Raw genomic sequence first — 20949 nt, 5'->3', positions numbered from 1 at the left:
GTGCCGAGCCAGGCTTGGCCGTTCTCGAGCTCCTCCCCGTCAGCCGGCGTCCCCGTGGCACTCCCCGTACGTCCGGCCCGACCCGCACCAGCATGCCGTCCCCTGCTCGGGCGGCCACGGGACCGCTCGGCCGCGGGCCGCGAGGGTGGTCGCGTACTGGGGGAGCAGGCTCGCGTCCGCGGGTGACGCGAGTTCCGATGCCGCGAAGGCCTCGTACGACGGGACCGTGCCCGGGACTATGCCCAGGTTGCCCGTGCCGGAGGCCGCGAGCTCTCGCAGTGAGGCTTCTATCGTCGCCAGGTGCTGCTCGTGGGACGGGTACTCCGACTCCAGGGAGGGGTACGCGGCGATGAGTTCGGTCAGTTCGTCGGCCGGCCAGTGCAGGACCGCCACCGGGAAGGGGCGGGACAGGGCCTCGCGGGCCGTCGTCAGTTCCGACTGGAGGCGGGCGATCTCCGCCTGGAGTTCCGCTGGATTGTCGGAGCCGAGGGCCCATACCCGCTTGGGGTCGTGGAGCTCGTCCAGGGACACCGGGGCCTTGTGGAGGGTGTCCGCGCGGGCGTCCCAGTCGTCGTGCGGCATGCCCAGCATGCGGCGGACGCGGTGGCGGCCGAAGAGCAGGGGGTGTGTGGCGTACGGGGGGTCCGTCACGTCCGTCAGCAGGAGGGTCGTGCCCTGCGTGAACGTTTCTTGCGCCGCCTCCAACTCGTCGTGGGCCTCCAGGGCCTCCGCCACGATCACCCAGGGGGCCGGGTCGCGGGGAGCTGAGGCGCGGACGCCGTCGATGATCGCGCGGGCCTCCGCCTCGTGGCCGTACTCCCAGAGGTTGGCCGCCTTCAGGGCGCGTACCAGGAGCGGGTTCTCCAGGGAGGAGGGGGTGGCGAGCAGGCGGTCGTAGAGGGACGAGGCCCGGGGGCGGTCGTCGGCCAGTTCCAGGTGGGCCGCGGCCTGCAGCAGCAGGTGTTCGGCGTCTTCGGGATAGAGGCCGGCGGTCCGCTCCAGGCGTGCTGCTTCGGCGTTGTGGTCGACGTGTTCGGCAGACGTGTCGGGGCGCATGGGTGACACCGTACTGCCGTTCCCTTCCCGGAGTGAGGGCGACTCTGGCCGACGGCTGCCCCGGCCGGAGGCCGCATACTGCACGGCTGAGTACATGGGCCTGGTGAGTTGTGGGGGCAGCCCTTATCGTGCGCCCGCGAGGCCGGGTCATGGGCCTAGCCAGGGACCGGGCAGGGAGGCGTTCGACGGCGGCAGGAGGCGTACGTATGCGGGTTCCCGTCACCAGTCAGCGGGACCGGCGGCGGCGTGCCCGTTACGCGCGCGCCGTCTGGACCGGTGCCGAACTCCTCGTCACCCTCGGCCTCGTCCTCATGCTCCTCGTCGTCCATCAGCTCTGGTGGACCAACCGGCAGGCGCGGGAGGGGGCCGAACGGAAGGTCCAGGCCCTGGAGAGGGAGTGGGACGGCGGTAGCGGCGGCCTCGCCGATTCGGGCGGTGGTTCTGGTGATTCCGGTGGCTCCGGTGGCTCCGGTGGGTCCGGTGGGTCCGGTGGGTCCGGTGGTTCCGGCGGCTCCTTCCGTCGGGCCCAGAGCTCCGGCGCCGGCCCCGACCCCGCCACCGCTTCCGCCCCCGCCACGCCACCGCGCTGGGACCAGGCCTACGCCATCCTCACCGTCCCCCGTCTCGGGCTCCGCGTCCCCGTCGCGGAGGGGATCAGCAAGCCGAACGTTCTCAACAAGGGGTACGTCGGCCACTACCCGGACACCGCCCAGCCGGGCCGGGCCGGCAACGTCGCGCTCGCCGGACACCGGAACGCCCACGGTGAACCCTTCCGCCATATCGACCGGCTTCGGAGGGGCGACCGGCTCAAGGTCGAGACCAGCACGGCCACTTACACGTACGTCGTCGACACGACGCTCGCGCAGACCTCACCCCGGGACGGCGGGGTGATCCGCGGCATACCCCGCAGCACCGTCCACCCGCGGTACGGCTACACCGACCCCGGCTACTACATCACCCTCACCACCTGCACTCCGGAGTACACCTCCAAGTACCGCCTGGTGGTGTGGGGGAAGTTGGCGTCCATGCGGCCCCGCTAGGGTCACCGCGGTTCATGCCGGCCATCGGGACGATGTGGGGGAGGAGCGTACTGGCGCTCCTGCCCCGGTGGCGGACCTCGCGATGGCAGAAGTTCGCCCTCCAGTCCGCGGTCGTGGCCGCGGGTGTGCTGATCATGACGTACGCGGCGCCCGACTTGGCGTAAGCGGCCAGACAGGGTGTGCATGTGCACAGGTCGGCCGGCCGGCCGGGGGCGTAGGCCGGTTCGCCGGGGTGGTGGGGGCCGAACCGCTCAGCAAGCGACATCTGCGCGTTCATCGAACATTTATGCGCACTTAGTACGGTCTGTTCAGACTGACGCTCAATACGGAGGGGATGATGATCGCGACAGTATTCCGGAACGATGACTTACCGCCGGCAGAGCGATTCGAGGCATGGCGTGAGATGTCCGACCAGGCGTCCGTGCCCATGGAGATCCGCTGCGACCACAGGGACGACTTCCGCGCGGCAGCACGCACCGTGGTCCTCGATGCCGTCGACGTGTGCTACACGTCCATCCCGTCAGTGCGGGCCTACCGAACGCCGAGGCACATTCGGCGATCAGATCCGGAGCTGTACCACCTGCGGCTCAACGTGCGCGGAGAGACGGAACTGTCCCAGGTGAACCGGGAGACCACGATCGGCGTACGGCAGTTCGCGCTCTTCAACACCTCGCGGCCCTACCAAGGAGCCAACACCCAGGGCAGGGTCGACGCGGCGGTGGTCCGCTTTCCACGAGCACTGCTGCCGTTCCCGGAGGCCAGGGTCGATGAGCTTGCGGCCCGACGTCTCGACGGGCGCGAGGGGATCGGGGCCCTGCTCGCCGACTTTCTCACCCGCTTCATCAAAGACACGGACTCCTACCCGCCGTCCGACGCCTCCCGCCTGGGTACGGTCCTGTTCGATCTGGTCACCGCGCTGCTCGCCCACGAACTCGAAGCGGAGAGTTCCGTGCCGCCCGAGAGCCGGCAGCGTGCGCTGATCCTGGACGTTCGGGCGTTCATCCAGCGGCACTTGGGGGACCCGGAACTGAGCCCTGCCGTGGTCGCCGCGGCCCACCACATCTCGCTCAGGTACCTGTACCGCCTCTTCGAACCGCAAGAGCACACCGTGGCCGCGTGGATTCGCGCCCAGCGCCTGGAACGCTGCCGCGCCGACCTCGCCGACCCCGCACAGCGCGCCACAGCCATCCAGGCCATCGCCACCCGCTGGGGATTCACCCACCCGGCCGACTTCAGCCGCGCTTTCCGCACCGCGTACGGCGTGCCACCCCGGGACTACCGCCGAGCGACGCTCAGCGCATCGGTGTGCGAGCAGGGTTAAGGATCCGTGCACGCTGTGCCGAGGACTTTCCGGCGGCCACTCGCGATGGTGAGTGCCCACAGGAATTCGCCACGGAATTCGTCACAGGCAGTCGTACGGGGATGACGACTCCCGGCATTCCACCTGACCACCGTTTAGGGGGAACCATGCACCTTCGCAAGCCCCTGGCCAGCGCGGTATTAGGCGCCGCCCTGGTCGTCGGTTCACTCATGACGCCGGCCGCGCAGGCGGCCGAGAAGCCCGAGGGCGGCGACAAGGCCGGAGCCAAGGCCTGTTCCACCGTCTCCGCGTCGTCGAAGGCCGGATCGGGCTCGGTGTCCGGCGTCCGCACCGCGCTCGCCAAGGATGTCAGCCCGAAGGACGACGTACCCGAGTGCCCGCCCGGGCGCGGCTGGCGGTATGTCGGCGAGTACTACTGGGCCAGCACCTGCACCAACACCGGCAACGGCGGAATCAACACTGGTGCTTGGAGGCAGTACCAGTGCACATGCGGTGGCGCCTTCAGCGACTACGAGCTCTGGGTGCGCTGACGCACCGGTGAACCACCCGTGAGTGCTCCGGCGCCGTCTACCAGCGGTGTCGGAGCACCCAGCGGCGCGCCGATCGCGATGCCGTACGTGCGAACCTCCCGGTTCGCCGGGCACCTGCGCGATTCCCGCGGAACTCGGGAGCCGCGGGAGAGGATGCGGACGCCGGCCCCCGGACGATCAGCGGCGTCGCAGTGACGGGTCGAGCAGCGCGGGCGGAGTGTCGTACTTCTCGTGCGCGGCCAGGTCGGTGCCGGGAGCGACGATCGCGTCTATCGCGTCGAGTACGTCGGCGGAGAGCACGGTGTCGGCGGCGGCGAGCTGCGCGTGCAGGTGGTCCAGTGTGCGGGGGCCGATGAGCGCGCTGGTCACGGCGGGGTGCGCGGTCACGAATCCGAGCGCGAGCTGGATCATGGTCAGGCCGGCCTCGTCGGCGACCTCGGCCAGCCGCTCGACGGCGTCGAGCCGCGCCCGGTTGGAGGGGAGGGTGGTGTCGAAGCGTTCCGGCATGAACGTTGAGCGGCTGGTGGTGATGTCCCGGCCCTCGCGGATCGCGCCCGACAGCCAGCCCGAGGCCAGCGGGCTCCACACCAGCACACCGAGCCCGTACTCCTCGGTCACGGGCAGCACGTGGGTCTCGATCCCGCGCTGCAGGATCGAATAGCTGGGCTGTTCGGTGACGTAACGGCTCAGGTGATACTCGCGGGCGGCCCACTGGGCTTGCACGATGCGGTAGGCCGGGAAGGTCGAGGAGCCGAAGTAGCGGATCTTTCCCGCGCGCTGCAGGTCGGTCAGAGCCGACAGCGTCTCCTCGTCGCTGGTGCTCGGGTCCCACCGGTGGATCTGGTAGAGATCAACGTGATCGACACCGAGACGGCGCAGGCTGTTGTCCAGCTCGGTGACCAGCCAGCGGCGCGAACTGCCCTGGTGGTTGCGCTCGTCACCCATGGGCATGCTCGCCTTCGTGGCCAGCACGATGTCGTCGCGGCGGCCGGCGATGGCTTTGCCCACCATCTCTTCCGACTCCCCGCCGCTGTACATGTCGGCGGTGTCGATGACGTTGATCCCGCCCTCGAGGGCGGCGTCGACGATGGCGGTGGCCTCGTCCTGGGTGGTGCGCCCGATCTCGCCGAAGTTCATCGCGCCGAGCGCGAGGGAGCTGACCTGCACACCGGTGCGGCCCAAGGTGCGGTACTGCATGACCGTGTTCCTCCATTGCGGATGAAAGCGTGGTGATGATGCGTGGCTTGGTTGCCGGGCCCGTGCTCTGGCATCATGAGCAAGAGGCAAACGGAACCTCGTTCCGGTTCGACGATACGGAACGTTGTTCCGCTTTGGCAAGCTCGGTGGCGGAGGGAGCGGCGCGGTGAACGACAGCGACGAGGGCGCAGGGCACGCGGCCCAGTCCAAGCGGAAGGACGCCCGGCGCAACAAGGAGACTCTGCTCGATGCGGCCGCCGCGGTCTTCGTCGCGTCAGGCGTGGAGGCGCCGGTACGCGACATCGCGGCCAAGGCCGGCGTCGGGGTGGGCACGATCTACCGCCACTTCCCGACTCGGGCGGATCTCATCATCGCCGTCTACCGGCACCAGGTCGACGCCTGCGCCGAGGCCGGTCCAGCCCTGCTGGCCACCAGCGCGACCCCTCACGCCGCACTGGGGCAATGGATCAGCCTCTTCGTCGATTTCCTGGTCACCAAGCACGGACTCGCCGCCGTGCTGCAGTCCGACAACGCCGGCTTCGAGACGCTGCACGCCTACTTCCTCGACCGCCTCGTGCCGGTGTGCGCCCAACTGCTCGACGCCGCAGCCGATTCTGGCGAGATCCGCTCCGACCTGGAGGCCTACGAGCTCATGCGCGGCGTCGGGAACCTCTGCATCGGGGCGGACAGTGATCCCCGCTACGACGCACGGCGACTGGTCGAGCTCCTCATCGCAGGACTGCGCCGACCGCACTGACCATCGGCCGGGCGGCCGCGGCCCGTACGGCGACCAAGAGGCTGCTTCAGCCGATCGAGACGGATCCTGTATAACGGCAGGAAGCCCTGGAGTACGCAGGGAAAGCCATGGAGCATGGAGCACACGGGGAGGGAGTACAGCCGATGCCGCGGACCTGGGCGAATCTGAAGCCCGCCGCCGTGCTGCTCGTCCTCCTTCTCGAGGTGGCGCTCCTCGACACCGGCAGCCTCGCCGGCGCCGTCGCCTTCGCGGCGACCGCCGCGGCCGGGTCCGCGCTCGCCGCCTGTTCCGTCATCGCCTCGCGGCTCGCGCCCGCCGTGCCGCGCACCCGGGTGCGTACGGCCATCCGTGACCGTGAGCAACGCACGGCGTTCCTGCCGCAGCGCGACCCCGACGCATCGGGGCGTACGCGTCCCCGAGCCCCCGGCCGTCTCCTCCTGACGGCCGCGTAGGGGAACTCAGCAGCACCCCAGCACACCCTCACCCCATCACCCTTCGCGGGTCGTCACGCCGACGTACGTCCATGTCCGTGCATCTCACGGACATCTCCCGGCACGACGAGACCCACGGAGGGCTCACCCATGTCCGCTTTCATGTCCGTTTTCGCCGACCTCGTCGAGGGGCTGGCCGAGCTGCTCGAGCCGTTGTTCCAGGCGTCCGCGGCGGCTGCGGCGATCGTGTTGTTCACCGCGTTCGTACGGCTGCTCGTGCACCCCTTGTCGCGGGCCGCGGCGCGGGGGCAGCGGGAACGGGCGAAGCTGCAGCCGCAGATCGCCGAGCTGCGGAAGAAGCACAAGAAGAACCCCGAGAAGCTGCAGAAGGCCGTCATGGAGCTGCATGCCAAGGAGAAGGTCTCACCGCTGTCCGGCTGTCTGCCGAGTCTCTTCCAGTTGCCGGCCTTCTTCCTGCTCTACCACCTGTTCTCCAACTCGACGATCGGCGGCGAGGCGAACGAGATGCTCGCGCACAAGCTGTTCGCGGCGCCGCTCGGGGGACGGTGGGCGGACGCGCTCGGCGAGGGCGGGGTGTTCGGGGCGCAGGGGCTCGTCTACCTCGGGCTGTTCGCCGTCGTCGCCGCCGTCGCGACCTTCAACTACCGGCGGACCAAGCGGCAGATGGCCACCGGCGCCACCGGAGGCGTCGCGGCCGGCGGCGAGCAGCAGGTGCCCGGCATGGGTGCGGTCCTCAAGATCATGCCGTTGATGTCCTTCATGACCCTCTTCACGGTCGCCGTCGTCCCGCTCGCCGCCGCGCTGTACGTGGTGACCAGTACGACGTGGAGTGCGGTCGAGCGGGCTGTGCTGTACCGGGACATGCCGGGGGCGGGAGGCGCCGCGATGGCGGCTACCGCCGGGTGAAGGTCCAGGGGGTAGGTCCAGGGTGTGAACCGGGTATTGCAGAGTGGACGTACAGCTTGGAGGATCGACCAGACCTCCGATGGCTGTCTTATGGCTGTCCTATGGCTGTACCCATGGTTGGGAGATGGACCAATGAAGCTGCTGCGAGTCGGTACGGCGGGGTCGGAGCGGCCCGCGCTGCTCGACGCCGACGGGACGACCGTCCGGGATCTGTCCGGGCTCGTGCCGGACATCGACGGGGCGCTGCTCGCCGACGACGCGGCGCTCGGCCGGATCCGGAGTGCGGCCGAGGCGGGGGAGCTGCCCGCGCTCGACGCGACGGGGCTGCGGATCGGGCCGCCGCTCGCCCGGATCGGCAAGGTCGTCTGCATCGGCCTCAACTACCACGACCACGCCACCGAGACCGGCGCGGAGCCGCCCGCCGAGCCGGTCATCTTCTTCAAGGCGGCCGACACGGTCGTCGGGCCCCATGACACCGTGCTCGTGCCGCGTGGCTCGGAGAAGACCGACTGGGAGGTCGAGCTGGCGGTCGTCATCGGGCGTACGGCGCGCTATCTCGGCTCGCACGAGGAGGCGCTCGCGCATGTCGCCGGGTACGCGGTGGCGCACGACGTCTCCGAGCGCGCGTTCCAGATCGAGCGGGGCGGGACCTGGGACAAGGGCAAGAACTGCGAGACGTTCAACCCGCTGGGGCCGTGGCTGGTGACGGCGGACGAGGTCGCGGACCCGCAGAGCCTGGCGCTGAAGCTGTGGGTCAACGGCGAGCTGAAGCAGAACGGCAACACCTCCGACCAGATCTTCCCGGTCGCCGAAGTGGTGCGTTACGTAAGCCAGTTCATGACCCTCTACCCGGGCGACGTCATCAACACGGGTACGCCGGCGGGGGTGGCCCTCGGTCAGCCGGAGCCGAAGCCGTTCCTGCGGGCCGGGGACGTGGTGGAGCTGGAGATCGAGGGGCTGGGGCGGCAGCGGCAGGAGTTCAAGGACGCGTAGCCGGCGCCTCCGGCGGCGGCATGACAGCGGCGCTCGGCATCCCGGCGTAACCGGGATGCCGAGCGTATCGTTGTACTGCGCGACTGCCCGCAAACCGTGCGGCAGCGGGGAGGAGCGGCAACGGTGACTGTTCTCGAAGACAGGATCGTGATGGCCGAGCAGAGCGACGAGCTCTCCCTCGACAAGATGTTCGAGTGGATTGAGCCCGCCCCCGAGGGATTCAAGGTCGAGATCGTCCGGGGGGCCATCTACATGACGCCGCAGCGGGACAACCACTGGGACATCATCCTGGACATCGTCGAGCAGTTGAGGGAGAAGTACCCCCGCAAGCGCGTGAAGTCGGACGTCAGGATCGACTACCCCGGCCACCTCAACGGATTCGCCTCGGACGTCGTCGCCCTCAAGGAAGGCGCGGTCAAGGACGACAAGGGCCGATGGCGTCACCAGGACGTCGAGTTCGTGGCCGAGGTGATCTCCAAGGGCACCGCGGCGAACGACTACGGGCCCAAGCTGGAGACCTACGCCGCCGCCGAAGTGCCGGTCTATCTGATCGTCGATCCGTACACCTGCGAGTGGCACCTCCACACGCGCCCCAAGGGTGGGGAGTACCGCGCGAACCTGACTCTCGACTTCGGAGACGAGATCGACCTCACCCAGACTCCGGTCGGTATCACGCTCACCACGGATGAATTCCCGCACGAGCGGCAGGCCGGCAACTCTGCCGAGGCAGCTCCTACAGCCGAACAGTGACCCCTTCCCGAGCCGACCTCCCCGCCGCCTCCAGTACGTCCAGTGCACCAGCCGCCTCCAGGGCCGTGACCGGGTTCTCGCCGGTGCCTCGGAGGGCGGCGGTGACCGCGGCGTAGTAGGCGGGGTACGCACCCGGCAGGGTCGGGACGGGGCGGCCGCCGCCGGTCAGCGGGGACTCGCCGGAGCCGATCCGGCCCCACAGGTCCTCGCCTTCGACGCCCCAGTCCTCACCGGCCGTCGGCCGCTCGCCCTCGCGCAGGGCGGCCTCCTGAGGGTCGAGGCCGTACTTCACATAGCCGGCGGTCGAGCCCAGCACGCGGAAGCGCGGGCCGAGTTGGGGGGTGGTGGCGGAGACGTGGAGGTGGGAGCGGACGCCGCCCTGGTGCGTGATCGCGATGAACGTGTCGTCGTCCGCCTCGGCGCCCGGCCGCCGTACGTCCGACTCCGCGTAGACCGATGCCGCGGGGCCGAAGAGGACCAGCGCCTGGTCGACGACGTGGCTGCCGAGGTCGTAGAGCAGACCTCCGATCTCTTCCGGGTCGCCGGACTCGCGCCAGCCGCCCTTGGGCTGCGGGCGCCAGCGTTCGAAGCGGGACTCGAAGCGGCGGACGTCGCCGAGTTCGCCCTTGGTGAGGAGGCCGCGGAGGGTCAGGAAGTCGTTGTCCCAGCGGCGGTTCTGGAAGACGGAGAGCAGCAGGCCGCGCGCGTCGGCCAGCGCGGCCAGCTCGCGTGCCTGCGCCGCCGTGCCCGCGATCGGCTTGTCGACCACGACCGGGAGGCCCGCCTCGAGGGCGGCGGTGGCGAGCGGGACGTGGGTCTTGTTCGGGGAGGCGATGACGATCAGGTCCAACTCGCCTGCCCGGGCCCACAGGTCATCGGGTGCGGTGGCGAGGCGGACGCCGGGGAACTCGCCGTCGGCCTGCTCGCGCCGCTGCGGATTCGCGGTGACGATCGTGTCGAGCGCGAGGCCCTCGGTGGCGGCGATCAGCGGGGCGTGGAAGACGGAGCCCGCGAGACCGTACCCGACGAGGCCTACGCGGAGGGGTGTGCCGGGGGCTGTGCCCGTCGCCGTCGTGTCCGCCATGGTCCTCACCGTGCTCTCCGCCGTCTGTTCCATTGCTCCACCGCTCCACAACGCCCCCTCACTTAAGCAACGCTGTTGCCGAAGGGCAAGCCGGGTGGACAATAGATACGTGAACAGGACGAATGCGGGTGCGACCAACGCCGGGGGCGCAGGAGGGGTCCGGGCGACGGGGGCGAACGGCGCCACCGGGGTGAACCTGCTCTCCCTGCGCGGGCACAACACGGCGCTGGTGCTCGACCTGCTGCGGGGCGCCGGCCGCGCGGGCATCAGCCGCCTCGAACTCGCGGAGCGTACGGGGCTGACGCCTCAGGCCGTCAGCAAGATCACCGCCCGCCTGCGGCTCGACGGGCTGGCGACGGAGGCGGGGCAGCAGCCGTCCACGGGCGGCAAGCCGCGCACGGTGCTGCGGTTGGTGCCGGAGGCCGGGCACGCGGTGGGGCTGCATCTCGAACGGGACGAGATGCGGGCGGTGCTGGTCGACCTAACGGGGGCGGTGATGGGAGAGCGGCAGTCCGCGCTGGACCTGGGGGCCGGGGCGGAGACCGTGATGGAATTGATCGCGGCGGAAGCCGAGGGGGTGTGGAGACACTGCTGGACGGGGCGTCGCCCGACGTCTCACTTCGCAACGCACCTTCCACCGTCCTCGGTGTCGGAGTGGCGATGCCCGGACCTCTCGACCACACCCACGGAGTACTGCACCGGGTCACCGGGTTCCCCGAGTGGGACGGCTTTCCGCTGCGGGACGCGCTGGCGCGGCGGCTGGGCGTGCCCGTCGTGCTGGACAAGGACACCAATGCCGCCGCCCTCTGTCTCGCGGTCGCGGGCGAGGTCGGGGCCTTCGCGTATCTCCACCTCGGTACGGGGCTCGGGGCCGGGCTCGTGCTCGGTGGTGACGTGTACCGCGGAGCCCGTACCGGGGCGGGGGAGTTCGGGCACCAGGTCATCCAGATGGACGGGCCGCTGTGCTCGTGCGGCAACCGCGGCTGCATCGAGGCGCTGTGCCTCGCGGCGGTCGAGCGGGGTGACATGGACGAGGCGGCGCGCGTCCTCGGCGCCGGGGCCGCGAACCTCGCCGTGCTTCTCGACGTCGACCTCGTCCTGCTCGGCGGCCGTACCGTCGCCGCCCACCCGGAGTGCTTCGTACGGGGCGTCGGTGCCGTCCTGGACGAACTCGCCCAGCGCGAGGGCGCGATCAGCCCCGTACCGGTCCGGGTCGCCTCCGGCGGGGCGCGAGCGGTGGCGGAGGGCGCGGCCCAGCTCCTGCTGGCGCCGCTGTTCGGACGAGCGGAGGGGTGAGCGAGGCGGGGGAGCCGCTGGGCCGAAGGGATGGATTCCGTCGCCGAACGGGTGCCCGGTGAGCGTGGCGCGGTCGAGACCTCGCCCAACCCCTGGCAACGTCTCGTGTTTATGCGACTGTGCAAGGCCGTGTCCCTCGTCCCCCGCGTCGTCACGTCTGCCGCCCTCGCCTTCGCGATCCCCACCCTCGCGACCTTCGCGACCGTCGCGCCCGCGCAGGCCCTCGCCGCACCGGGGGCGGATCGTCAGCCCACCTGTGCCGGCTCCGGCAGCCGGGAATTCCCCGTGCGTACGCGGATCCACGGTGGGCCCGACACGTACGGCGCCGGAGGCGGTTACCGGACCTGGTACCTCGACCTCACCAACACCACCGACGACGTCTGCGGCAACATCCACCCGGTCGTCGTACTCGTCGACGAGAAGCGAGCGCTGAAGCCCGCTCAGGCGCGGCTCGAGTTCTATGAGGGCGAGGCCACGGGCGACGGCGAGGGCGTGGGGAAAGGCGAAGGGGAAGGCGCGGGGAAGCGTGAGCGGCCGCACCCCGTCCGTTTCCAGCGGACCAGCGAGGCCGAGAACGTAGGCGTCTTCGACGACGGGTTCCCCGGCTTCACCGTCGCGCCGGGCGCGAAGGTGTCCGTCACGGTGCGGCTGGCGATCGCGGCGGACGCGGTGCCCAACGACGTCGTGGCGAACGCGGCCGTCGTGCAGCGGCATGACGACGACGGCGACTGGGTCGGGGCATCGAACGACTACCGGTTCCGCATCGTCGCCGGGGGTGCCCCCGAAGCCCAGAGCACCCCCGAAGCCCAGAGGACTCCCGAGGGCGGGATCACCCCCGGAGCGGAGACCACTCCCGAAGCGCAGGCCAACCCCGAAGGTGAGCCCACTCCCGAAGCGGAGGGCACCGCCGAAGGTGAGCCCACCACCGAAGCGGAAGGCACCCCCGAATCCGCGCACAGCGCGGTGCCGTTCGCCGAGGAGATGGCCGGTACGGGAATGAACTCGCCGCGCCGTCTGCTCGGGGCGGCGGCCGGTGCGTTCCTGCTGATCGGTGCCGGGGTCGGTGTCCTGCTCGTGGCCCGGCGCCGACGCTGAGCCCGACCGAACCGCAAGGACAACGGTCCCTGCATCGCAAGCACGACCGCCCCCGCATCGCAAGGGCGACGGCCCCTCCGACATGATCCGGCCGGTGGCTAGGCTGTGGGCGTCGGCACACCGCTGTGGCGGCGCCCCCACACCCGCACGGCACACGCAGACACGCAGCACCGCGTACGGCAGGAGACGGCACATGGCAGAGCGCAAGCCCATCGAATCGTGGCTCACCGACATGGACGGTGTGCTCATTCACGAGGGTGTGCCGATTCCCGGCGCCGACGCCTTCATCAAGAAGCTCAGGGATTCCGCAAGGCCCTTCCTGGTCCTCACCAACAACTCCATATACACCGCCCGTGACCTGCACGCCCGTCTCCAGCGGATGGGCCTGGACGTGCCCGTCGAGAACATCTGGACGTCCGCGCTGGCCACCGCCAAGTTCCTGGACGACCAGCGGCCCGGCGGCACGGCGTACGTCATCGGTGAGGCGGGCATGACGACCGCGCTGCACGACATCGGGTACGTGCTCACCGACCACGAGCCGGACTATGTGGTGCTCGGCGAGACCCGTACGTACTCCTTCGAGGCCATGACCAAGGCGGTCCGGCTGATCAACGGCGGGGCCCGGTTCATCTGCACCAACCCGGACGAGACCGGGCCGTCCTCGGAGGGCCCGCTGCCCGCCACCGGCGCCGTGGCGGCGCTGATCACCAAGGCGACCGGCAAGAAGCCGTACTTCGCGGGGAAGCCGAACCCGCTGATGATGCGCACGGGGCTCAACGCCATCGGCGCGCACTCCGAGACGAGCGCGATGATCGGCGACCGCATGGACACCGACGTCCTCGCCGGGCTGGAAGCGGGCATGCAGACCTTCCTGGTGCTGACGGGACTGACCGCGCCCGATGAGGTCGAGCGGTATCCGTACCGCCCGTCCAAGGTCGTGGACTCGATCGCGGACCTCGTCGACCGGATCTGAACCCCTGTGAATCTCTGGGCATGGGTGGGCCCGCAAGCCACCCGAACGGAGTAGCAAGCCCTCGCCCCGGATGCGCCGCCACGCCCCGGGGAGGAGTCTCCAGATGTCTGGAGGTTCACGATGAGCTCACTGCGACTCACTCTGTGTGCTGGTGCGGTGGTCGCCACCGCGCTCGGCCCTGTCTCCCTCCCACTCCCCGCCCCAGCCGCGTACGCGAGCGATACGGGCGTCTCCGTGACGCCGTCGTTCCCGACCCCAGGTACCGACGTCTGGCTGCGGGTGCGGGGCTGCGAGGGGAAGTCGGCCACCGCCAAGTCGAAGGCATTCGTCGCTCCGGCGCAGCTGGTCGGGAAGGGCGGTCTGCTGTTCGGCGAGACGCGGGTCCGCTCGAGGCTCACCCCGGGCGCATACGACGTCAAGGTCATCTGTGGTGACTTCGAGGAGAGGGCCAAGATCAGGGGCACGATCACCGTCGTACCGGACAAACACACCCACAAGCCCACTCACAGACCCGAACCCAGGCCCGAGCCCGACCACGAACACGAATCCGAAAGCGACGAGGACGTGTGGGCGCCCGCGTCCCCCGTGGCGCCTGTGCGCGCGGGTGGCGGCGGAACCGCACAGCTGTCCGCCGTCGAGGACCGGTCGGAGGGGCCCGGCACCTGGCACGCGGTGGTCGGCCTGGTCCTGGCGGGCGTCGCCGCGGTGGCCGTGGCGGTACGCAGCGCCCGCCGGGGACGCGGCGGCGGCACGGACTGACCGGCCATGTTCGAGTCCGATCGGGAGCGTTCCTCCGGTACCGGCCGCCTGATGATGGGCGTGGCCTGGGCACTGTTGCTGCTCGGGCTGTGGCTGTGGGGCCGTGAGGTGACCGACATCCGCCCGGGGACGTCCGCGCCGACCACGGGGGACGTGGCGGCGGTGGGGCGTCCCCAGGGGGTCGAACTGCCCCCCGCCGCCCAGCCGTTGAGCAACGCGCGACCGCAGCGCGTGGACATCCCCTCGCTGGGGGTGCGGGCGCCGGTGGTCGCGCGCGGGCTCGACCCGCAGGGGGCCATCGATCCACCGCCGTACAGCAACGCGGGGGCCGTGGGCTGGTACGGAGCCGGTGCGGGGCCCGGCGCCGAGGGGGCCGCGCTGCTGGTGGGCCATGTCGACACCGAGACCAGGCCAGCGGTCTTCTACCACCTGAGCGAGGTGCGGCCCGGTGCGACGGTCCGTGTGATCCGGGACGACGGCACGGTGGCCGAGTTCACCGTGGACGACGTACAGGTCTTCGCCCGGGACCGCTTCGACGCCCAGAAGGCATACGGGGTACGGCAGTCCGGGCGTGCGGAGCTGCGGCTGATCACCTGCGGGGGCACGTTCGACGGGGCCCGCCGCGGCTATACGGCGAACGTGGTCGTCTCCGCGTACCTCACGGGGACGAGGGCGTGAGCCCTGCCCCGGGTACGGCCCCGCCCCACCCAGTAGCCGCCTACCCCCCTACCCCCTACCCGCCCAGTCGGCTACGAGGGTGCCGGGCGCTCGCGCGCCAGTCCCTCGGCGTCCTCCGTGCCCTCGATCACCGTCGTCGCCACGTCGTGGAGGGGCAGGCGGTGGCGGCGTGCGTACTGGCGCAGCGCCGTGAACGTTTCGTCGGCGCCGGTCCGCCAGCGCTCCGCGAGCATGCCCTTCGCCTGCTCGATGCGGACGCGGCTGGAGAGGGCCTGTTGCAACTGGCTCGTCAGAGTGCGGTGCCGCGCGACCGTGCGGTGGTTGGTCAGCCCGACGGCGGCCGCGTCGGCCAGGACCTGCGCGAGGCGCAGTCCCGACTCCCGGTCGGGCGCCGGATGTTCGCCGCCGGCGGGGACGAAGACGTTGAGTGCGCCGAGCCGCGTCCCGTTCCGGCGCAGGGGCACCGCGAACGTGGCGTCGATGTCGTGGCGCAGGGCCCGCTGCGTGAAGTCGGGCCAGCGGGAGGACGCGTGCGCCGCGAGGATCGCGATCGGCGGGACCGGCTGACCGGTGCCATAGCTGTCCAGGCAGGGACCACTGTGGTGCTGGACCTCCAACAGGTCCTGGGCGAGCCGCTGTCGGCGGCTGCTCACACCTAACGACACGGTCTCGCCGCCCTCGATCAGCATGATGCCGGCGGCCGAGGCACCCAGGAGATCCACGCAGTGGTCCGACAGCCGTTGCAGATACAGCCCGGTGTCGAATGCCTCGGACAGAGTGTCCGCGGCTTCCAGCAGGGCCACCCCCAGCCGGGTCTCCCGGATGCAGTGGTGCATGTCGAGCCCTCCCCAAGGCCTGCGTCGGCACGCCCCCGTCCGTCCGGCGCCTACCCTTCCCGCGGAAGGCTGTAACAGCTGCCCGACAAGGTTCGACCGCACTCGTGGGCGTGGCGACACGTATGTCAGGATTGGTGCTTCGGACAGTGCGCCCATGGGGGGAGTTGGATGTACGGGAGCAGGGGGGCCGGGGCCAGAGCATGCGTGGCGGTGGCCGGAGCGGTGCTGCTGTTCACGGGGTGTTCCTCGTCGGGGGGCGACGATGACCCAAAGGAGTCGGCCGACAAGGTCAGCCAGCAGCCCAAGAGCAAGGACCCGTACTGGGTCAACCCGGACGGGAACGCGGCCGAGCAGGTGGTCGCCTACGAGAAGGACGGCAAGGACGACGACGCCGAGCTGATACGCAAGATCGCGGAGCAGCCGGTCGGTCAGTGGCTCACTCCGGAGAACGCCGAGCAGGAGGCCCGCGGCTTCACCGAGGCCGCCGCGAAGGCCGACCGGGACGCGCTGATGGTCGTCTACAACATTCCGCACCGCGACTGCGGCCAGTTCTCGGGCGGCGGCGCCGCGGACGGCAACGAGTACCGGGCCTTCATCGACAAGGTGGCCAAGGGCATCGGCGACCGGGCCGCCACGGTGATCCTGGAGCCGGACGCCGTCCTGCACATGGTGGACGGCTGCACGCCCGACGAGTTCCACGAGGAGCGTTACGACCTCCTCAAGGGCGCCATCGAGAAGTTCAAGTCACTGAAGAACACCAAGGTCTACCTCGACGCGGGCAACGCGGGCTGGGGCAAACCCGACCAGATCTTCGAGCCGCTGAAGTGGGCGGGTGTCGACCAGGCCGACGGCTTCTCGGTCAACGTCTCCAACTTCTACACGACGGCGGACAGCAAGAAGTACGGCCAGGAACTGTCGGCGAAGGTCGGCAACAAGCCTTTCGTGATCGACACCAGCCGCAACGGCAACGGGCCGTACACGGAAGGCGATCCGAAGGACAACTGGTGCAACCCGCCGGGCCGCGCGCTCGGCGAGACACCCACGACGAAGACGGGCGACGACCTGATCGACGCCTATCTGTGGGTCAAGCGCCCCGGCGAGTCCGACGGCACCTGCAAGGGCGGCCCGAAGGCGGGCGAGTGGTGGCCTGAGTACGCACTGAAGCTGGCGAAGGCCTCCGGCTGACACCAGGAAAAAGGCTGGCCCCCGCGCTGTGCGCGGGGGCCACACCTTTCAGGGCCGTCGGATTTCAGGGCCGTCGGAGAACCGAGCGGAGCGTTACGGCACCTTGATCCACTGCGCCTTGCTCGGCGTGCCCTGCTCGTCCGTCACGAACAGCATGTACCAGCCCGAGGGGACGAGGTTCCGGTTCTTCGGGACCGTCACCGTGACGCCGTCCTCCGTCTTCTTGAGGTCCAGGGCGATGGACTTCTGGTCGACGTCGGTGACGTGCGTGGAGGCGCTCGGGCGGATCAGCCGCGCCGTCTTGATGGCCGCGGCGTGCTGCGAGGTGAACGTCGCCGAGGCGCCGCGCTTGACGGTCTTGGGGCCGCCGGACAGCGTGGGCTGCGAGTCCCCGTAGAGATACGGCGGCGTGTAGATCTCGATGCGCTGCTCGAACTTGCCGGGCTTGGTGTTGGCCTTGTCCGAGTAGAGCGAGTCCGAGCCGAAGAACATCAGGCGGCCGTCGGGCAGCAGGATCGAGCCGGAGTGGTAGTTGCGGCCCACGAGCGGATCGGCGACCCGCTTCATCTTGCCGGTCTTCGCGTCGTACATCCGCGCCTCGAGGATGTTGGAGTCACCGCGGCCGCGGTAGTCCTCGGAGCCGCCGGAGATCAGCACGGTGTCGTCGGGCAGGATCGACGCCTGCGGGTAGCGGGTGCCCTTCTCCATGGACGGGCCGTCCGTGAACTTCGGGTCGTCGGCCAGCAGATCGATGACGCGGGTCTTCTCGCTGGACCGCTCCGACTCCCCGACCCCGCCGCCGCCGATCACCATGTACTTCTCGTCCTGCGCGGGCGGCAGCAGCACCGTGCCGGAGGTCTCCATCAGCTTCGGGTCGCTCAGGCCCGGCAGCTTGGTGAACTTGTTGGACTCCACGTCCCAGATGCCGGGTTCGCGGCCCACGTCGTCCGGGCCGTAGCCCGCGTTCGAACCCGAGTAGAAGATCTTGCCGTTCTGCATCGGGAACAGCGCCGGGTACGTCGGGAACTGGCGGATCTTCTTCGTATACGTCCACTTCTTGGTCTTCGGATCGAAGACCTCGTTCTTGCCCGGCACCAGCTGGCCGATGTCGTCCAGACCGGAGACGCTGAGGATCTTGCCGTCGGACAGGGTCGTCAGAGTCGGGTACCAGCGCGCCTCCTTCATCGGGTCGACCTTGATGTACTTCTCGGCGACCGGATCGAACTCGTAGGCGTCCTTGATGCCCTGGAAGTCCTTCTTGTCGAGGGCGAGCTTCTGCGCGATGCCGTACGTGTTGCGGGCGGCGGCGCCGGACAGGCCCTGGATGCGGTAGTTGTCCTCGGTGCCTGTCTCGTACTTCTTGCCGCTCCGCTGTGCCTCCACGTAGATGCGGCCCAGACCCGGTTCATTACGCAGGAACTTGCCGGTCGCCGGGTCGAACTTCTTCTCGGCGCGCTCGACGACGACCGGGTCCTTCGACACGAACGTCTGGCCGTTCTCCTTGCCGGTGAACTTGGTGCCGGCGGGCAGCGTGATCGGCTTGTCCGGGTTCTCGTTGTGCACGATCATCAGGCCGCCGGCCTTCGTGACGTCACCCTTCAGCTTCTCGTACCGCTTGGTGCCGCCCGCGATCAGCAGATTGCCGTTGGGCAGCTGCGTATGGCCCGTGCAGAACAGGTCAGCCGGCGTGGGGACCTTCTTGATCGTCTTCTTGACCGGGTCCCAGACGCGGGTGTCGAACTTCTTCGCGTCGAAGTTGTCCTGGTTGTTGCCCGAGCCCGCGATCAGCAGGATCTTCCCGGTGTGCAGGAGCGCGGCGTGAATGGTGTTCAGCCGGTACTCCTCCGGGAACTCGACTATCTCCCACCTGCCGTTCTCCGCCTTGTACTCGGGCCGGTTGATCGCGTACTCGTGGTACTTCTCCGACCCGAAGCGGTAGAGCGCCGGTCCGTTCATCCCGGCCAGCGCTAGCACCACCGCCGCGCCTATCGCGATGCGCCGGGCGCGGCGGTGGCTGGAACGGTCTTTCATTTCTTGCGTCCCCCAAGGGCGATCTGCATGGTCTGGTCATTTCCCCCGTTCGAGGCCGCCCAGCTGGGCTTGTGCTGCGGCGCATGGCGCGGCGCGTGCTGGGCGGGCAACGGCTGTGGCGGGGTCACGGCGTCCTGCGGCTCCGCCGGGGCCGGCGGCTTCTTCCGCTCCTGCCGCATCATCCAGCGCCACGCGAAGATCGGCGACGCGGTGATCAGCATCGCGAACGTCGCCCAGATGATCATCGCTGGGTGGGAGTGGCCGAAGTAGAAGCCGGCGCCGATCGAACCGCCGAAGATCAGGATGAAGTACCAGTGGTACCGGAAGGTCCCGAACCACGTGTCCGGGCTTGCCGAATCGCCCTTGGGGGTGACCACGAACTTGCTCTTGCGGCGCAGTACGGAGTCGATCAGCGCCTTCGCGTAGAGCGGCGCCGACAGTGCGGACATGATCATGCCGGCCACACCGCCGGAGCCCTCCGGCTCGTGCGGCGAGACGTTGTGGCGGCGGTTCCAGACGTAGAGACCGATCTGGAGGGCGGACGCGTTGCCGTACAGCATCAGCCAGATCGCCGGGTCGATGTTCACACCCGAGGCGCCCAGGCCCAGGAACAGCGCACAACTCAGCGCCGCCAGAAGCCAGTTGAGGGCCGACATCGGGTAGAAGATGATCATCATCGTGTAGTTGAAGAGCTTGCTCGGCGGCAGCGAGTACCAGCCCTTCCAGTACTGCTTGAGGATCGTCTCGTAGGTACCCCGCGACCAGCGCATCTGCTGGGTGAAGAAGTCCGTCCAGGCGTTCGGGCCCTCGCCGACCGCGAGCACGTCCGGCGTGTAGACCGAGCGCCACTTCTTGCCCGTCGCCGGGTTCTTGTGGCGGTGGATCTCGAAGCCCGTCGCCATGTCCTCGGTGATCGAGTCGTACAGACCGCCGATCTGCTTCAGCGCCTTGATGCGTACGGCGTTGGAGGTGCCCACGAACATCGGTGCGCCGTAGGCGTTTCCGGCGCGCTGGATCAGGGCGTGGAAGAGGAACTGCTGCGACTCGGCGGCCTTGGTGATGGGGTTGTCGTAGTTGCCGTAGACCTGCGGGCCGATCACGAAGCCGACGTTCGGGTCACGGAAGAAACCGAGCATCCGCTCCAGGTAGTTGGGCAGCGGGACGTGGTCGGTGTCGACGGAGGCGAAGAAGTCGTAGTTGTCACCGTGCGCGTCCAGCCAGGCGTTGTAGTTGCCGTGCTTGGTCTTCGCGCGGTGCGGGCCCTTGGCCTGGTTCCACTTCGCGATGCCCTTGCGGGAGAAGTGGTGCACGCCCAGGCGTTCGCAGACCGCCTTCACCTCGGGGTCGTCACCCTCGTCCAGCAGCCAGACATGCATGAGGCCGCGGTGGCGGATCTTCACCGCGGCTTCCAGGGTCTTCGTCACCATCTCCAGCGGTTCCTTGCCGGGCACGAAGGAGGTGAGGAAGGCCACTCTGGTGCCGGTCTCGGGCACGACCGGGATGGGATCGCGGGCGACCAGCGTGGCGTGCGCGTTCGACAGCACGTTCATGCAGCGGAAGAACTCGATCAGACCGATCGAGACGAGCATGACGATGTCGAGGTACTCGAGGTAGGCGTTGGGTACGTAGTCGCGCTCGGTCCAGTGCGTGGGCTGGAGCAGCCAGGCGAGCAGCACGAGCGAGAGCAGCGGTGCCGCGCCCAGCATGAGCGCCGCGCGCAGGCGGTGCGGCTCCTGCGAGAGCAGCGAACGGTACTGCACCTTGTACGGCTTGGTCGGGTCGGGCTGGGTGAGCGGACCCGCGAGCCGGCTGTAGTGCTCGTAGTCGTATCTCGGCAGTGCCTTCTTGATTCTGCGGAAGCTGCCCGTCCGGTGTGACGGCACCCTGAGCTGGGTCGTCTGAGACGCGTCGGAGTTGTGCCGGGCGCCCGTCGGCGTCGACGTCATGAGTCATTCCCCCCACACGCAAAGCACGCGTGCTCGTTGTTCCGTTCGCCCGCTCCGCGTCCCC

The 20949-nt window shown here is 69.5% G+C and carries 20 protein-coding genes and 1 pseudogene; 15 read left to right on the top strand and 6 right to left on the bottom strand.

Going from position 1 to position 20949, the window contains the following annotated elements:
- Window positions 1-39: 39 nt before the first annotated feature.
- Entirely contained in the window at window positions 40-1056 is a 1017-nt protein-coding gene (locus FGD71_RS31200; protein WP_119103901.1) for an SEC-C domain-containing protein, read from the bottom strand.
- 206 nt (window positions 1057-1262) lie between these two features.
- Between FGD71_RS31200 and FGD71_RS31195 the strand changes: the two genes are divergently transcribed.
- From FGD71_RS31195 to FGD71_RS31185, 4 genes are all read left to right on the top strand, one after another.
- Window positions 1263-2096, top strand: coding sequence for a class E sortase (locus tag FGD71_RS31195; protein ID WP_119103900.1), 834 nt, complete (start codon window positions 1263-1265; stop codon window positions 2094-2096).
- A gap of 14 nt (window positions 2097-2110) precedes the next feature.
- The gene (locus FGD71_RS47590; protein WP_162931274.1) at window positions 2111-2260 is read left to right on the top strand and encodes a hypothetical protein; all 150 of its coding nucleotides are present in this window, start codon (window positions 2111-2113) and stop codon (window positions 2258-2260) included.
- Between the two features lie 239 nt (window positions 2261-2499).
- The gene (locus FGD71_RS31190; RefSeq protein ID WP_240436855.1) at window positions 2500-3417 is read left to right on the top strand and encodes an AraC-like ligand-binding domain-containing protein; all 918 of its coding nucleotides are present in this window, start codon (window positions 2500-2502) and stop codon (window positions 3415-3417) included.
- A gap of 146 nt (window positions 3418-3563) precedes the next feature.
- Window positions 3564-3947, top strand: a complete 384-nt coding sequence (locus FGD71_RS31185; RefSeq protein ID WP_119103898.1) for a hypothetical protein — start codon at window positions 3564-3566, stop codon at window positions 3945-3947.
- Between the two features lie 177 nt (window positions 3948-4124).
- Here the strand turns inward: FGD71_RS31185 and FGD71_RS31180 are convergent, their stop codons facing one another.
- A complete protein-coding gene (locus FGD71_RS31180) occupies window positions 4125-5144 on the bottom strand; it encodes an aldo/keto reductase (protein ID WP_119103897.1) in 1020 nt (339 codons plus the stop codon).
- 166 nt (window positions 5145-5310) lie between these two features.
- Here FGD71_RS31180 and FGD71_RS31175 point away from each other — a divergent pair, with 166 nt between their 5' ends.
- The 5 genes from FGD71_RS31175 to FGD71_RS31155 all read left to right on the top strand — a co-directional run bounded on the left by FGD71_RS31175 (window position 5311) and on the right by FGD71_RS31155 (window position 9002).
- The gene (locus tag FGD71_RS31175; RefSeq protein WP_119103896.1) at window positions 5311-5901 is read left to right on the top strand and encodes a TetR/AcrR family transcriptional regulator; all 591 of its coding nucleotides are present in this window, start codon (window positions 5311-5313) and stop codon (window positions 5899-5901) included.
- Window positions 5902-6044: 143 nt separating this feature from the next.
- Entirely contained in the window at window positions 6045-6353 is a 309-nt protein-coding gene (locus FGD71_RS31170) for a DUF6412 domain-containing protein (RefSeq protein ID WP_119103895.1), read from the top strand.
- Window positions 6354-6482: 129 nt separating this feature from the next.
- The gene (locus FGD71_RS31165; protein ID WP_119103894.1) at window positions 6483-7259 is read left to right on the top strand and encodes a YidC/Oxa1 family membrane protein insertase; all 777 of its coding nucleotides are present in this window, start codon (window positions 6483-6485) and stop codon (window positions 7257-7259) included.
- Between the two features lie 132 nt (window positions 7260-7391).
- Window positions 7392-8252 (top strand): fumarylacetoacetate hydrolase family protein, encoded by an 861-nt coding sequence (locus FGD71_RS31160; protein ID WP_119103893.1) that lies wholly within the window; start codon window positions 7392-7394, stop codon window positions 8250-8252.
- Between the two features lie 123 nt (window positions 8253-8375).
- Window positions 8376-9002: a Uma2 family endonuclease gene (locus FGD71_RS31155; RefSeq protein ID WP_119103892.1), complete on the top strand. Its 627-nt coding sequence runs from the start codon at window positions 8376-8378 to the stop codon at window positions 9000-9002.
- Here the strand turns inward: FGD71_RS31155 and FGD71_RS31150 are convergent.
- Window positions 8986-10086: a Gfo/Idh/MocA family protein gene (locus tag FGD71_RS31150; protein ID WP_119103929.1), complete on the bottom strand. Its 1101-nt coding sequence runs from the start codon at window positions 10084-10086 to the stop codon at window positions 8986-8988. The genes FGD71_RS31155 and FGD71_RS31150 overlap by 17 nt on opposite strands.
- A 109-nt stretch (window positions 10087-10195) precedes the next feature.
- On the opposite strand from FGD71_RS31150, the pseudogene FGD71_RS31145 reads away from it, so the two are divergent.
- The 5 genes and pseudogenes from FGD71_RS31145 to FGD71_RS31125 all read left to right on the top strand — a co-directional run bounded on the left by FGD71_RS31145 (window position 10196) and on the right by FGD71_RS31125 (window position 14887).
- Window positions 10196-11382: pseudogene (locus FGD71_RS31145) on the top strand (ROK family transcriptional regulator).
- A 111-nt stretch (window positions 11383-11493) separates the two neighbouring features.
- Entirely contained in the window at window positions 11494-12477 is a 984-nt protein-coding gene (locus FGD71_RS31140) for an MSCRAMM family adhesin (RefSeq protein ID WP_119103928.1), read from the top strand.
- 193 nt (window positions 12478-12670) lie between these two features.
- Complete coding sequence (locus FGD71_RS31135; protein WP_119103891.1) at window positions 12671-13450, top strand: HAD-IIA family hydrolase; 780 nt, start codon at window positions 12671-12673, stop codon at window positions 13448-13450.
- 120 nt (window positions 13451-13570) lie between these two features.
- Complete coding sequence (locus tag FGD71_RS31130; RefSeq protein WP_119103890.1) at window positions 13571-14209, top strand: hypothetical protein; 639 nt, start codon at window positions 13571-13573, stop codon at window positions 14207-14209.
- A gap of 6 nt (window positions 14210-14215) precedes the next feature.
- Window positions 14216-14887, top strand: a complete 672-nt coding sequence (locus tag FGD71_RS31125) for a class F sortase (RefSeq protein ID WP_119103889.1) — start codon at window positions 14216-14218, stop codon at window positions 14885-14887.
- A gap of 71 nt (window positions 14888-14958) precedes the next feature.
- On the opposite strand, the gene FGD71_RS31120 is transcribed toward FGD71_RS31125, so the two are convergent.
- Complete coding sequence (locus FGD71_RS31120; protein ID WP_119103888.1) at window positions 14959-15723, bottom strand: GAF and ANTAR domain-containing protein; 765 nt, start codon at window positions 15721-15723, stop codon at window positions 14959-14961.
- 168 nt (window positions 15724-15891) lie between these two features.
- On the opposite strand from FGD71_RS31120, the gene FGD71_RS31115 reads away from it, so the two are divergent.
- Window positions 15892-16908, top strand: a complete 1017-nt coding sequence (locus FGD71_RS31115; protein WP_119103887.1) for a glycoside hydrolase family 6 protein — start codon at window positions 15892-15894, stop codon at window positions 16906-16908.
- Between the two features lie 93 nt (window positions 16909-17001).
- On the opposite strand, the gene glxA is transcribed toward FGD71_RS31115, so the two are convergent.
- Both glxA and FGD71_RS31105 read right to left on the bottom strand, forming a co-directional pair.
- Window positions 17002-18939, bottom strand: a complete 1938-nt coding sequence (glxA, locus tag FGD71_RS31110) for a radical copper oxidase GlxA (RefSeq protein ID WP_119103886.1) — start codon at window positions 18937-18939, stop codon at window positions 17002-17004.
- The gene (locus FGD71_RS31105) at window positions 18936-20885 is read right to left on the bottom strand and encodes a glycosyltransferase family 2 protein (RefSeq protein ID WP_119103885.1); all 1950 of its coding nucleotides are present in this window, start codon (window positions 20883-20885) and stop codon (window positions 18936-18938) included. Before FGD71_RS31105 ends, glxA begins: the two co-directional genes overlap by 4 nt.
- Window positions 20886-20949 lie beyond the last annotated feature (64 nt).

The sequence above is a fragment of the Streptomyces sporangiiformans genome, from assembly GCF_005768555.2.
GTDB classification, from domain to species: Bacteria; Actinomycetota; Actinomycetes; order Streptomycetales; family Streptomycetaceae; genus Streptomyces; species Streptomyces sporangiiformans.
This window is presented reverse-complemented; position numbering and strand designations above follow the sequence as displayed.

Coding starts and splice junctions, on each gene's coding strand:
- FGD71_RS47590 (WP_162931274.1), top strand. CDS start 2,111: ATGCCGGCCATCGGGACGATGTGGGGGAGGAGCGTACTGGCGCTCCTG.
- FGD71_RS31185 (WP_119103898.1), top strand. CDS start 3,564: ATGCACCTTCGCAAGCCCCTGGCCAGCGCGGTATTAGGCGCCGCCCTG.
- FGD71_RS31135 (WP_119103891.1), top strand. CDS start 12,671: ATGGCAGAGCGCAAGCCCATCGAATCGTGGCTCACCGACATGGACGGT.
- FGD71_RS31200 (WP_119103901.1), bottom strand. CDS start 1,056: ATGCGCCCCGACACGTCTGCCGAACACGTCGACCACAACGCCGAAGCA.
- FGD71_RS31120 (WP_119103888.1), bottom strand. CDS start 15,723: ATGCACCACTGCATCCGGGAGACCCGGCTGGGGGTGGCCCTGCTGGAA.
- FGD71_RS31140 (WP_119103928.1), top strand. CDS start 11,494: ATGCGACTGTGCAAGGCCGTGTCCCTCGTCCCCCGCGTCGTCACGTCT.
- FGD71_RS31170 (WP_119103895.1), top strand. CDS start 6,045: ATGCCGCGGACCTGGGCGAATCTGAAGCCCGCCGCCGTGCTGCTCGTC.
- FGD71_RS31115 (WP_119103887.1), top strand. CDS start 15,892: ATGTACGGGAGCAGGGGGGCCGGGGCCAGAGCATGCGTGGCGGTGGCC.
- FGD71_RS31165 (WP_119103894.1), top strand. CDS start 6,483: ATGTCCGCTTTCATGTCCGTTTTCGCCGACCTCGTCGAGGGGCTGGCC.
- FGD71_RS31160 (WP_119103893.1), top strand. CDS start 7,392: ATGAAGCTGCTGCGAGTCGGTACGGCGGGGTCGGAGCGGCCCGCGCTG.
- FGD71_RS31150 (WP_119103929.1), bottom strand. CDS start 10,086: ATGGCGGACACGACGGCGACGGGCACAGCCCCCGGCACACCCCTCCGC.
- FGD71_RS31195 (WP_119103900.1), top strand. CDS start 1,263: ATGCGGGTTCCCGTCACCAGTCAGCGGGACCGGCGGCGGCGTGCCCGT.
- glxA (WP_119103886.1), bottom strand. CDS start 18,939: ATGAAAGACCGTTCCAGCCACCGCCGCGCCCGGCGCATCGCGATAGGC.
- FGD71_RS31125 (WP_119103889.1), top strand. CDS start 14,216: ATGTTCGAGTCCGATCGGGAGCGTTCCTCCGGTACCGGCCGCCTGATG.
- FGD71_RS31130 (WP_119103890.1), top strand. CDS start 13,571: ATGAGCTCACTGCGACTCACTCTGTGTGCTGGTGCGGTGGTCGCCACC.
- FGD71_RS31190 (WP_240436855.1), top strand. CDS start 2,500: ATGTCCGACCAGGCGTCCGTGCCCATGGAGATCCGCTGCGACCACAGG.
- FGD71_RS31105 (WP_119103885.1), bottom strand. CDS start 20,885: ATGACGTCGACGCCGACGGGCGCCCGGCACAACTCCGACGCGTCTCAG.
- FGD71_RS31180 (WP_119103897.1), bottom strand. CDS start 5,144: ATGCAGTACCGCACCTTGGGCCGCACCGGTGTGCAGGTCAGCTCCCTC.